We start from the raw sequence: 11,100 nt of genomic DNA, 5'->3' as shown, positions 1-11,100 counted from the left end.
GGGCACGCCGACTACGTGAAGAACATGATCACGGGCGCCGCGCAGATGGACGGCGCGATCCTGGTCGTGTCGGCGGCCGACGGCCCGATGCCGCAGACCCGCGAGCACATCCTGCTCGCCCGCCAGGTCGGCGTTCCGGCGCTGGTGGTGTTCATGAACAAGGTCGACATGGTCGACGATCCGGAGCTTCTGGAGCTGGTCGAGCTCGAGGTGCGCGAGCTTCTCTCGAAGTACGACTTCCCGGGTGACGACATCCCGATCACCAAGGGCTCGGCGTTGTGCGCGCTGGAGAACCGCGAGCCGAAGATCGGCCACGAGGCGATCCTCGAGCTGATGAAGACGGTGGACGCCTACATCCCGCAGCCGGAGCGTCCGATCGACCTGCCGTTCCTGATGCCGATCGAGGACGTGTTCTCGATCTCTGGCCGCGGCACGGTGGTGACGGGTCGCGTCGAGCGCGGGATCGTGAAGGTCGGCGAGTCGGTGGAGATCGTGGGCATCCGCGCGACGACGACGACGACGGTGACCGGCGTCGAGATGTTCCGCAAGCTTCTGGACCAGGGGCAGGCTGGCGACAACGTCGGCGTTCTTCTGCGCGGCACGAAGCGCGAGGACGTTGAGCGCGGTCAGGTGGTGTGCAAGCCGGGTTCGGTGAAGCCGCACACGAAGTTCAAGGCCGAGGCGTACATCCTGACGAAGGAGGAGGGCGGCCGCCACACGCCGTTCTTCACGAACTACCGTCCGCAGTTCTACTTCCGGACGACGGACGTGACGGGCGTGTGCCAGCTGCCCGAGGGCACCGAGATGGTGATGCCGGGCGACAACGTGACGATGGACGTGACGCTGATCGTGCCGATCGCGATGGAGGAGAAGCTGCGCTTCGCCATCCGCGAGGGCGGCCGCACCGTCGGCGCCGGCGTCGTCGCCTCCATCACCGAGTAAGCGTCCAGGCGCTTCCACGAGCGGACAGGTGACGGGGCGGGCCTCGTGCCCGCCCCATCCCGTCGCGAGGTAGACATCACATGAACGGCCAGAATATCCGCATTCGCCTCAAGGCGTTCGATCATCGCATCCTGGACTCGTCGACCCGCGAGATCGTCTCGACGGCGAAGCGGACCGGGGCCCAGGTCCGCGGGCCGATCCCGCTGCCGACCCGGATCGAGCGCTTCACCGTCAACCGCTCGCCCCACATCGACAAGAAGTCGCGCGAGCAGTTCGAGATGCGCACCCATAAGCGCGTGCTCGACATCGTCGATCCGACGCCCCAGACCGTGGACGCGCTGATGAAGCTCGACCTCGCCGCCGGCGTCGACGTGGAGATCAAGCTCTGAGGACCCTCGGGTTCTTAGAGCTTCACTAGGCTGCGCGGGGGAGAACCATGCGCTCAGGAGTCATCGCACAGAAGGTCGGCATGACCCGCGTCTTCACGGACGCCGGCGAGCATGTTCCGGTCACGGTGCTCAAGGTCGATCAGTGCCAGGTGGTTGCCCACCGCACGGTCGAGAAGAACGGCTACGTCGCGCTCCAGGTTGGCGTCGGCAAGGCCAAGGTCAAGAACGTCACGAAGGCCCAGCGCGGCCATTTCGCCGTCGCGAAGGTCGAGCCGAAGCGCAAGCTGGCCGAGTTCCGCGTCAGCGAGGACGCGATCATCCCGGTCGGCGCCGAGATCACCGCGGACCACTTCCTGGCCGGTCAGTTCGTCGACGTGACGGGCACGACCACCGGTAAGGGTTTCGCCGGCGGCATGAAGCGCTGGAACTTCGGCGGTCTGCGCGCCACCCACGGCGTGTCGATCTCGCACCGTTCGATCGGTTCGACCGGCGGCCGTCAGGACCCGGGCAAGACCTTCAAGAACAAGAAGATGCCGGGCCATCTCGGTGTCGAGCGGGTGACGACCCAGAACCTGCGCGTCGTGCGCACCGATGTCGAGCGCGGCCTGATCCTGGTCGAGGGCTCGGTCCCGGGCGTCGACGGCGGCTGGATCTTCGTCCGCGACGCCGTGAAGCGCAAGCTGCCGGCCGATGCCCCGATGCCGGGCAAGTTCCGCGAGCAGGCCGCTGCTCCCGCGGACAGCCAGGTCGAGGCTCCCGCGGCTCCGGCCACCGAGGAGAACGCGTGATGAAGTTCGAGATCACCACGCTCGACGGCGCCGAGGCCGGCTCGGTCGAGCTGGACGAGGCCATCTTCGGCCTCGAGCCCCGTGCCGACCTGCTGCAGCGCTGCGTCCGCTGGCAGCTCGCCAAGCGCCAGGCTGGTACCCACCAGACCAAGCAGCGCGGCGAGATCGCCCGCACGACCAAGAAGCTGTATAAGCAGAAGGGCACCGGTAACGCCCGCCACGGCGCTGCCTCCGCCCCGCAGTTCCGCGGCGGCGCCCGCGCCCACGGCCCGGTCACCCGCTCGCACGCCCACGACCTGCCCAAGAAGGTCCGGGCGCTCGCGCTCCGCCACGCCCTCTCGGCCAAGGTCAAGAGCGCCGAGCTGATCGTCATGGACGATGCCCGCCTCGAGGAGGGCAAGACCAAGGCGCTCAAGGAGCGGTTCGGCAAGCTGTCGCTCTCGAACGCCCTGATCATCGGCGGCGCCGAGCTCGACCAGAACTTCGCCCGTGCGGCCCGCAACCTGCCGCAGATCGACGTCCTGCCGGTGCAGGGCATCAACGTCTACGACATCCTGCGCCGCGAGAAGCTCGTGCTGACCCGCGCCGCCGTCGATGCGCTGGAGGCGCGATTCAAATGAGCGCTGATCCGCGCCACTACGACGTGATCGTCTCCCCGGTCATCACCGAGAAGGCGACCAACCTCTCGGAGCTCAACAAGGTTGTGTTCCGGGTGGCCCCGAAGGCGACGAAGCCGCAGATCAAGGAAGCGGTGGAGAAGCTGTTCGAGGTCAAGGTGAAGAGCGTCAACACGCTCACCACCAAGGGCAAGACCAAGATGTTCCGCGGTCAGCGCGGCCAGCGTTCGGACGTGAAGAAGGCGATCGTGACCCTCGAAGAGGGTCAGAGCATCGACGTCACGACCGGGCTCTGAGGGGAACGGCGTAAGGGAACAAGCCAATGGCTTTGAAGACATTCAAGCCGGTCACGCCGAGCCTTCGCCAGCTCGTGATCGTGGACCGTTCGGAGCTCTACAAGGGCAAGCCGGTCAAGTCGCTGACGGTGGGCAAGTCGTCCACCGGCGGCCGCAACAACCTCGGTCGCGTCACCGTGCGCTTCCGCGGCGGCGGCCACAAGCGGACGCTGCGCAACATCGACTTCAAGCGGCGTGAGCACGCCGGCAAGGTCGGCACCGTCGAGCGGATCGAGTACGATCCGAACCGCACGGCGTTCATCGCGCTGGTGAGCTACGAGGGTGGGGCGCAGAGCTACATCCTGGCGCCGCAGCGCGTGAAGGCCGGCGACCGGGTCGTCTCGGGCGAGCAGGTCGACATCAAGCCCGGCAACGCCATGCCGCTCGGCAACATGCCGGTCGGCACGATCGTGCACAACGTCGAGCTGAAGATCGGCAAGGGCGGGGCCATCGCCCGGTCCGCGGGCAACTACGCCCAGATCGTCGGCCGCGACCAGGGCTACGTCACGCTGCGCCTGAACTCGGGCGAGCAGCGCCTGGTGCACGGCCAGTGCTACGCCACGGTGGGCGCGGTCTCGAACCCCGACCACATGAACATCTCGCTCGGCAAGGCGGGCCGCAACCGCTGGCTCGGCCGGCGCCCGCACAACCGCGGCGTCGCCATGAACCCGATCGACCACCCGCACGGCGGCGGCGAGGGTCGCACCTCGGGCGGTCGTCATCCGGTCACGCCGTGGGGTATCCCCACCAAGGGCAAGAAGACCCGCTCGAACAAGCGCACCGACACGTTCATCGTGTCGAGCCGCCACAACCGCAAGAAGTAAGGGCTTCGTCCCATGGCACGTTCAATCTGGAAGGGGCCGTTCGTCGACGGCTACCTCCTCAAGAAGGCGGACGCCGCGCGCGGCGCGAGCCGCAACGAGGTGATCAAGATCTGGAGCCGTCGCTCCACGATCCTTCCGCATTTCGTTGGTCTGACCTTCGGGGTCTACAACGGACAGAAGCACATTCCGGTCTACGTTTCCGAGGAAATGGTCGGTCACAAGTTCGGCGAGTTCTCGCCGACCCGTACCTTCCACGGTCACGCGGCCGACAAGAAGGCGAAGAGGCGCTGATATGGGCAAGGCAGCAGCACCCCGCGCGCTCCCCCAGAACGAGGCGAAGGCCGTCGCGCGCATGCTGCGCGTCAGCCCGCAGAAGCTGAACCTGGTGGCGCAGCTGATCCGCGGCAAGAAGGTCTCGACCGCTCTGGCCGACCTGCAGTTCTCGCGCAAGCGGATCGCGGTCGACGTCAAGAAGTGCCTCGAGAGCGCGATCGCCAACGCCGAGAACAACCACGACCTCGACGTGGACGATCTCGTCGTCAAGGAGGCCTATGTCGGCAAGGCGCTCGTCCTGAAGCGCTTCCACGCCCGCGCCCGCGGCCGTGGCGCCCGCATCCTGAAGCCGTTCGCGAACCTCACCATCGTGGTGCGGGAAGTCCCGGCCGAAGCCGCCTGAGGAGGAATCGATGGGCCAGAAAGTCAACCCGATCGGTCTCCGGCTCGGCATCAACCGGACCTGGGACTCGCGCTGGTACGCCAACAAGGGCGAGTACGCTCGCCTGATGCACGAGGACGTCGCGATCCGCAAAGCGCTGCTCAAGCAGCTCAAGCAGGCCGCCGTCTCCAAGATCGTCATCGAGCGCCCGCACAAGAAGTGCCGCGTCACCATCCACTCGGGCCGTCCGGGCGTGGTGATCGGCAAGAAGGGCGCGGACATCGAGAAGCTGCGCAAGCTCGTCAACTCGATGACCAAGGCCGACGTGACGATCAACATCGTCGAGGTGCGCAAGCCCGAGGTCGACGCCACCCTGGTGGCCGACTCGATCGCCCAGCAGCTCGAGCGCCGCGTCGCTTTCCGTCGCGCCATGAAGCGCGCCGTGCAGTCGGCGATGCGCCTGGGCGCCGAGGGCATCCGCATCAACTGCTCCGGCCGCCTCGGCGGCGCCGAGATCGCCCGGCTCGAGTGGTACCGCGAGGGCCGCGTGCCCCTGCATACCCTGCGCGCCGACGTCGATTACGGCACGGCCACGGCGTTCACCACCTACGGGACCTGCGGCATCAAGGTGTGGGTGTTCAAGGGCGAGATCCTCGAGCACGACCCGATGGCCCAGGACAAGCGCGCGCACGAGGAGGGCGGCCGTTCCGGCGGACGTCGTGACCGCGAGCGCGGCGAGCGCGGCGGACGGGACGCGGCCTAAGGGCCGCGCTTCCCCCGCCCTTCAGTTTTGAGAGGCTGCCATGCTGCAACCCAAGAAGACGAAGTTCCGCAAGCAGTTCAAGGGCCGCATCCACGGCTTCGCGAAGGGCGGAACCGACCTGAACTTCGGCTCCTACGGCCTCAAGGCCATGGAGCCGGAGCGGGTCACCGCGCGTCAGATCGAGGCGGCCCGCCGCGCGATCACCCGCGAGATGAAGCGTCAGGGCCGGGTCTGGATCCGGATCTTCCCCGACGTCCCCGTGACCGCGAAGCCGACCGAAGTCCGCATGGGCTCCGGCAAGGGCGCCCCCGAGTACTGGGCCGCCCGCGTGCATCCGGGCCGCATCATGTTCGAGATCGACGGCGTGGCCGAGGACATCGCCCGCGAGGCGTTGCGCCTGGGTGCCGCCAAGCTGCCGGTCCGCACGCGCTTCATCCAGCGCATCGCCGACTGAGGAGAATATTCGAGATGAAGTCGAGCCAGAGGCTGTCTGACCTAAGCGCGCTGTCGCCGGATCAGCTCGGCGAAGAGCTCCTGAACCTGAAGAAGGAGCAGTTCAACCTGCGCTTCCAGCGGGCCACGGGTCAGCTCGAGAACGTCGCCCGGGTGCGCGAAGTGCGCCGCGACATCGCCCGCGTCCGCACCCTGCAGCGCCAGAAGACGCTGCAGGCGGCGCAGGGCTAAGGGAGATACCACCATGCCGAAGCGCGTGCTGCAGGGCGTCGTCGTCAGCGACAAGCAGGACAAGACCGTCGTCGTGAAGGTGGAGCGTCGCTTCACCCACCCGGTGATGAAGAAGACCATCCGTCGGTCGAAGAACTACCACGCTCACGACGAGAACAACGCGGCCAAGGTCGGCCAGACGGTGTTCATCGAGGAGTCGCGGCCCTATTCCAAGCTCAAGACCTGGAAGCTGGTCGAGGGCGAGGCCGCCGCGACCGCCGAGGCGTAGGACGGGGCGCCGTTTCGGCGCCCCTTCGTCTCGTGAGCACGGGGCGCCATCCGGCGCCCCTTTCGGTGAGGGGAACGGGACGTCTTTCGGCGGTCCGGCTCCTTGCCAACGGGGCCGATCCGGTGTAGACGGCCGGCCTCCACCGAAACATGAAGGGCGTGTGACGCGCTCCTCATCGCGTTCGTTGACCGCGCCAGTGCGTGAAAACGCGCTGCTGCGCGGTCTTTTAATGGACGGGGACGCGAGATCCCCATCAGGCTGCCGTCCGCCGGGCAATCGTGCCCGCCGGAGACCTGCCTGAAACAAGGAAAGGGCGTTAGGCCGTGATCCAGATGCAGACGAATCTGGACGTCGCCGACAATTCCGGCGCACGTCGCGTGATGTGCATCAAGGTACTCGGTGGTTCCAAGCGCAAGTATGCCGGCGTCGGCGACATCATCGTGGTGTCGGTGAAGGAGGCGATTCCGCGGGGCCGCGTGAAGAAGGGCGACGTCATGAAGGCGGTCGTCGTTCGTACCGCGAAGGACGTCCGTCGGGCCGACGGTTCGGTGATCCGCTTCGACCGCAATGCGGCCGTGCTGATCAACAACCAGAAGGAGCCGATCGGCACCCGTATCTTCGGGCCCGTGCCGCGCGAGCTGCGCGCTCGCAACCACATGAAGATCATCTCGCTGGCGCCGGAGGTGCTGTAATGGCTGCGAAGGTGAAGAAGGGCGACAAGGTCGTCGTCCTGACCGGCCGCGACAAGGGTCGCACCGGCGAGGTCATCCAGGTGATGCCGAAGGAAGATCGGGCCCTGGTCCGGGGGATCAACCTGGTGAAGCGCCATACGCGCCAGACCCAGACCACCGAGGGCGGGATCATCTCCAAGGAGGCGGCGATCCACCTGTCGAACCTGGCGGTCGCCGACCCCAAGGACGGCAAGCCCACCCGGGTCGGTTTTCGCATTCTGGAAGACGGGCGCAAGGTTCGCTTCGCGAAGCGCTCGGGAGATCTGATCGATGGCTGAGGCGCTGAAGGACGGCTACACGCCGCGGCTGAAGAAGCACTACGAGGAAGTGGTGCGTCCGAAGCTGATCGAGGAGTTCGGCTACACCAACCCGATGCAGGTGCCGACGATCGAGAAGATCGTCGTCAACATGGGCGTCGGCGAGTCGACCCAGGACTCCAAGAAGGCCACCGTGGCGGCCGAGGATCTCGGCCTGATCGTCGGCCAGAAGCCGGTGATCACCCGGGCCCGCAAGGCGATCGCGACCTTCAAGGTCCGCGAGAACATGCCGATCGGCTGCAAGGTCACGCTGCGCAAGCAGCGGATGTACGAGTTCATGGATCGCCTGATCACCATCGCGCTGCCGCGCGTACGTGACTTCCGCGGCCTGAACCCGAAGTCGTTCGACGGCCGCGGCAACTACGCCCTCGGAATCAAGGAGCACCTGGTGTTCCCCGAGATCAACTACGACAAGGCCCAGAACACCTGGGGCATGGACATCGTCGTGGCGACCACCGCCAAGACCGATGCCGAGGCCCGGGCGCTCCTGAAGCACTTCAACTTCCCGTTCCGGCAGTGAGGGCCAACCGCCCCCATACGCGGACACTGGAGAGCTAGAACATGGCTAAGACGAGCAAGATCGAGAAGAACAAGCAGCGGCGGGAGCTGGTCAAGCGCTTCGCCCCGAAGCGCGAGGCGCTGCTGGCCACCGCCAACGACGAGTCGCTGTCGATGGAGGAGCGCTTCGAGGCGCGCCTCAAGCTGGCGGAGCTGCCCCGCAACTCCAGCGCGACCCGCATCCGCAACCGCTGCGAGATGACCGGCCGTCCCCGGGCTTACTACCGCAAGCTCGGCATCTCCCGCGTCGCCCTGCGCGACCTGGGATCCCGGGGTCTGATCCCGGGCCTGGTCAAGTCCAGCTGGTAAGGGGAGGGCGCCACAGATGATCAACGATCCCGTGGGCGATATGCTCACCCGCATCCGCAACGGCCAGATGCGTCGTCGCAACGTCGTGCAGACCCCCGGCTCCAAGCTGCGGGCCCGCGTCCTCGACGTGCTGAAGTCCGAGGGCTACATCCGCGACTACGCCACGACCGATTACGGCAACGGGCGCACCGAGTTCGCCATCGAGCTCAAGTACTTCGACGGCCAGCCGGTGATCCGCTCGATCGAGCGCGTCTCCAAGCCGGGCCGCCGGGTCTACTCGTCGGTCGATACCCTGCCGCGCGTCGCCGACGGCCTGGGCATCACCATCGTCTCCACCCCTCAGGGCGTCATGGCCGACCACGAGGCGCGCGAGCGCAACGTCGGCGGCGAGGTGCTCTGCAAGGTCTTCTGACCTTCGGACCCTGACAGCCGAAAAGGAGAGACGAGCATGTCCCGCGTAGGCAAGAAGCCCGTGACCGTGCCGGCCGGCGTCACCGCCACCGTCGACGGCCAGACCGTGAAGATCAAGGGCCAGAAGGGCGAGCTGCAGTTCCGTGTCCCCGACCAGGTGTCGGTCAGCCACGAGAACGGAGCGATCTCGGTCCAGCCTCGGTCCCAGACCAAGGAGGCCCGCGCGATGTGGGGCCTCTCCCGCGCCCAGGTGTCGAACCTGGTCGAGGGCGTGACCAAGGGCTACGAGAAGAAGCTGGAGATCAACGGCGTCGGTTACCGCGCCGCGGTCGCCGGCAAGGTTCTCAAGCTGTCGCTCGGCTACAGCCACGACGTCGAGTACGCGATCCCCGAGGGGATCACGATCGCCACCCCGAAGCCGGTCGAGATCGTCGTCACCGGCATCGACAAGCAGCGCGTCGGCCAGGTCGCGGCGGAGATCCGCGATTATCGCGGCCCCGAGCCCTACAAGGGCAAGGGTGTGAAGTACGCCGGCGAGTTCATCTTCCGCAAGGAAGGCAAGAAGAAGTAAGGACGGCCGATGTCTCGCAAAATCGAACTGCTCGATCGGCGCCGCGCGCGCGTCCGGCGGGCGATCCGCAAGGCGGCCAACGGTCGTCCGCGGCTCTCGGTGTTCCGCTCCTCCAAGCAGATCTACGTCCAGGTCATCGACGACGCGACCGGCCGCACGCTGGCCGCCGCCTCGAGCCTGGAGAAGGACCTGCGCACCCGCCTCAAGACCGGTGCCGACAAGGCGGCCGCGACCGAGGTCGGCAAGCTGGTGGCGGAGCGCGCCAAGGCGGCCGGCGTGAGCCAGGTCATCTTCGACCGCTCGGGCTACCTCTATCACGGCCGGGTCAAGGCCCTGGCCGACGCGGCCCGCGAGGGCGGCCTGGACTTCTGATCCCGGCAGGGGAGGGCGCCTCTCGGGCGCCGTCCCGTCGCGGATCGGCACGATGTCCCATGAGGCGAGGGGGCCCTGGCGGCTCCCTCTCTCATTACGGCGGATGACACACAGCGAGCGGGACCGCCGCCCGCGTCAGTCAATGGACAACACACATGGCACGTGAGCGTGAGGGTCGTCGCCGCGACGACCGCGAGGAGCGCGACAGCGAGTTCGTGGACAAGCTCGTCCACATCAACCGCGTCGCCAAGGTTGTGAAGGGCGGCCGTCGCTTCGGCTTCGCGGCCCTCGTCGTCGTCGGCGACCAGAAGGGTCGCGTCGGTTTCGGTCACGGCAAGGCCCGTGAGGTCCCCGAGGCCATCCGCAAGGCCACGGAAGCGGCCAAGCGCGGTCTCGTCCGCGTGGCTTTGCGCGAGGGCCGCACCCTGCACCACGACGTGCAGGGCCGTCACGGCGCCGGCAAGGTCATCCTGCGCGCCGCTCCGGCCGGTACCGGCATCATCGCGGGCGGCCCGATGCGCGCCGTCTTCGAGACGCTCGGCATGCAGGACGTGGTGGCGAAGTCGCTCGGCTCGTCGAACCCCTACAACCTCGTGCGTGCCACCTTCGACGCGCTGAAGAACGAGGATTCGCCCCGTTCGGTCGCGGCGCGCCGCGGTCTCAAGGTCTCGGCCCTCCAGGCCCGCCGTCGCGACGCCGACTCGGCCGCCTCGGCCGATTCCGCCGACGCGGCGTAAGGGAGGCTCTTCGATGACTGAGAAGACCGTCCGCGTGCAGCAGATCGGCTCGCCGATCCGCCGCGAGGCCAGCCAGCGTCAGACGCTGATCGGCCTGAAGCTGAACAAGATGCACCGTATCGCCGTCCTGCCCGACAACCCGTCGGTCCGCGGCATGATCGCGAAGGTGCATCACCTCGTGCGCGTTCTCGACGACGCGGCGTGAGGAGGGCACCATGAAGCTCAACGAAATCCGTGACAACGAAGGCGCAACCAAGAAGCGGATGCGCGTCGGCCGGGGTATCGGTTCCGGCAAGGGCAAGACCGCCGGCCGCGGCGTGAAGGGCCAGAAGGCGCGCTCCGGCGTGGCCATCAAGGGCTTCGAGGGCGGCCAGATGCCGCTCCACCGTCGCCTGCCCAAGCGCGGGTTCAACAACCCGGGCGCGACCGACCTCAACGCGGTCAATATCGGCCGTATCCAGGAGGCGGTCGATGCCGGCAAGCTCGATGCCTCGGCTCCGGTGACCCTCGAGGCGCTGATCGCCGCCGGCGTGGTCTCGAAGGCCCGCGACGGCGTCAAGATCCTCGGCGTCGGCGAGCTCACCGCGAAGCTGACCTTCCAGGTCTCCCGGGCGTCGAAGTCGGCGGTCGAGGCGATCGAGAAGGCCGGCGGCTCGGTGACCCAGTCGCTCGCGACCGCCGACGACGCGGTTGCGTCGGCGTAAGGCACACTTTAAGTCACCGATCATCGGCGGCGGCCCGTGCGACCAGCGCGTGGCCGCCGCTCGTGTTTTGGGGGGTGCGAATGCGCCCCTGACCGCGGCCCGCCGCGGATCCCGACCCTGAGGAC

The 11,100-nt window shown here is 67.4% G+C and carries 22 protein-coding genes; all 22 read left to right on the top strand.

Annotated elements, in window-relative coordinates:
• A partial coding sequence (gene tuf / locus BM430_RS20840; protein ID WP_093569166.1) for an elongation factor Tu occupies positions 1–942 on the top strand: 942 nt, incomplete at its 5' end.
• An 80-nt stretch (positions 943–1,022) separates the two neighbouring features.
• Positions 1,023–1,331 carry a 30S ribosomal protein S10 gene (gene rpsJ / locus BM430_RS20835; RefSeq protein ID WP_012330343.1) on the top strand — a complete coding sequence of 103 codons (309 nt, stop codon included), beginning with the start codon at positions 1,023–1,025 and terminating at the stop codon, positions 1,329–1,331.
• A 47-nt stretch (positions 1,332–1,378) separates the two neighbouring features.
• Entirely contained in the window at positions 1,379–2,119 is a 741-nt protein-coding gene (gene rplC, locus BM430_RS20830) for a 50S ribosomal protein L3 (protein ID WP_093569153.1), read from the top strand.
• Positions 2,119–2,739, top strand: a complete 621-nt coding sequence (rplD, locus tag BM430_RS20825; protein WP_048465593.1) for a 50S ribosomal protein L4 — start codon at positions 2,119–2,121, stop codon at positions 2,737–2,739. Before rplC ends, rplD begins: the two co-directional genes overlap by 1 nt.
• The gene (locus BM430_RS20820; RefSeq protein ID WP_093569152.1) at positions 2,736–3,032 is read left to right on the top strand and encodes a 50S ribosomal protein L23; all 297 of its coding nucleotides are present in this window, start codon (positions 2,736–2,738) and stop codon (positions 3,030–3,032) included. The genes rplD and BM430_RS20820 overlap by 4 nt, the downstream gene beginning before the upstream one ends.
• 26 nt (positions 3,033–3,058) lie before the next feature.
• Positions 3,059–3,895: a 50S ribosomal protein L2 gene (gene rplB, locus BM430_RS20815; RefSeq protein ID WP_093569151.1), complete on the top strand. Its 837-nt coding sequence runs from the start codon at positions 3,059–3,061 to the stop codon at positions 3,893–3,895.
• A gap of 12 nt (positions 3,896–3,907) precedes the next feature.
• A complete protein-coding gene (gene rpsS / locus BM430_RS20810; protein WP_048444829.1) occupies positions 3,908–4,186 on the top strand; it encodes a 30S ribosomal protein S19 in 279 nt (92 codons plus the stop codon).
• 1 nt (position 4,187) lies between these two features.
• The gene (gene rplV / locus BM430_RS20805; RefSeq protein WP_048444830.1) at positions 4,188–4,571 is read left to right on the top strand and encodes a 50S ribosomal protein L22; all 384 of its coding nucleotides are present in this window, start codon (positions 4,188–4,190) and stop codon (positions 4,569–4,571) included.
• 10 nt (positions 4,572–4,581) lie between these two features.
• Entirely contained in the window at positions 4,582–5,313 is a 732-nt protein-coding gene (rpsC, locus tag BM430_RS20800; RefSeq protein WP_093569150.1) for a 30S ribosomal protein S3, read from the top strand.
• Between the two features lie 40 nt (positions 5,314–5,353).
• Complete coding sequence (gene rplP / locus BM430_RS20795) at positions 5,354–5,767, top strand: 50S ribosomal protein L16 (RefSeq protein ID WP_093569149.1); 414 nt, start codon at positions 5,354–5,356, stop codon at positions 5,765–5,767.
• Between the two features lie 14 nt (positions 5,768–5,781).
• Complete coding sequence (rpmC, locus tag BM430_RS20790; RefSeq protein ID WP_048425821.1) at positions 5,782–5,997, top strand: 50S ribosomal protein L29; 216 nt, start codon at positions 5,782–5,784, stop codon at positions 5,995–5,997.
• 13 nt (positions 5,998–6,010) lie between these two features.
• Entirely contained in the window at positions 6,011–6,265 is a 255-nt protein-coding gene (rpsQ, locus tag BM430_RS20785) for a 30S ribosomal protein S17 (protein ID WP_093569148.1), read from the top strand.
• Between the two features lie 323 nt (positions 6,266–6,588).
• Positions 6,589–6,957: a 50S ribosomal protein L14 gene (gene rplN / locus BM430_RS20780; protein ID WP_048425823.1), complete on the top strand. Its 369-nt coding sequence runs from the start codon at positions 6,589–6,591 to the stop codon at positions 6,955–6,957.
• Positions 6,957–7,274, top strand: a complete 318-nt coding sequence (rplX, locus tag BM430_RS20775) for a 50S ribosomal protein L24 (RefSeq protein WP_093569147.1) — start codon at positions 6,957–6,959, stop codon at positions 7,272–7,274. Before rplN ends, rplX begins: the two co-directional genes overlap by 1 nt.
• Positions 7,267–7,833 (top strand): 50S ribosomal protein L5, encoded by a 567-nt coding sequence (rplE, locus tag BM430_RS20770; RefSeq protein WP_048425825.1) that lies wholly within the window; start codon positions 7,267–7,269, stop codon positions 7,831–7,833. The genes rplX and rplE overlap by 8 nt, the downstream gene beginning before the upstream one ends.
• A 41-nt stretch (positions 7,834–7,874) precedes the next feature.
• On the top strand, positions 7,875–8,180 hold the full coding sequence (rpsN, locus tag BM430_RS20765) for a 30S ribosomal protein S14 (RefSeq protein ID WP_048431920.1): 306 nt from the start codon (positions 7,875–7,877) through the stop codon (positions 8,178–8,180).
• Positions 8,181–8,196: 16 nt separating this feature from the next.
• A complete protein-coding gene (rpsH, locus tag BM430_RS20760) occupies positions 8,197–8,592 on the top strand; it encodes a 30S ribosomal protein S8 (protein WP_048425827.1) in 396 nt (131 codons plus the stop codon).
• Between the two features lie 36 nt (positions 8,593–8,628).
• Positions 8,629–9,162 (top strand): 50S ribosomal protein L6, encoded by a 534-nt coding sequence (gene rplF / locus BM430_RS20755; protein WP_093569146.1) that lies wholly within the window; start codon positions 8,629–8,631, stop codon positions 9,160–9,162.
• Between the two features lie 9 nt (positions 9,163–9,171).
• Positions 9,172–9,534, top strand: a complete 363-nt coding sequence (gene rplR, locus BM430_RS20750) for a 50S ribosomal protein L18 (RefSeq protein ID WP_093569145.1) — start codon at positions 9,172–9,174, stop codon at positions 9,532–9,534.
• 155 nt (positions 9,535–9,689) lie between these two features.
• Complete coding sequence (gene rpsE, locus BM430_RS20745) at positions 9,690–10,271, top strand: 30S ribosomal protein S5 (RefSeq protein ID WP_048425830.1); 582 nt, start codon at positions 9,690–9,692, stop codon at positions 10,269–10,271.
• Between the two features lie 13 nt (positions 10,272–10,284).
• Positions 10,285–10,476, top strand: coding sequence for a 50S ribosomal protein L30 (rpmD, locus tag BM430_RS20740; protein ID WP_093569144.1), 192 nt, complete (start codon positions 10,285–10,287; stop codon positions 10,474–10,476).
• 10 nt (positions 10,477–10,486) lie between these two features.
• Positions 10,487–10,975 (top strand): 50S ribosomal protein L15, encoded by a 489-nt coding sequence (gene rplO / locus BM430_RS20735; RefSeq protein WP_093569143.1) that lies wholly within the window; start codon positions 10,487–10,489, stop codon positions 10,973–10,975.
• Positions 10,976–11,100: the final 125 nt, after the last annotated feature.

The sequence above is a fragment of the Methylobacterium sp. 174MFSha1.1 genome (genome assembly GCF_900116815.1).
Lineage (GTDB): Bacteria > Pseudomonadota > Alphaproteobacteria > Rhizobiales > Beijerinckiaceae > Methylobacterium.
This window is presented reverse-complemented; position numbering and strand designations above follow the sequence as displayed.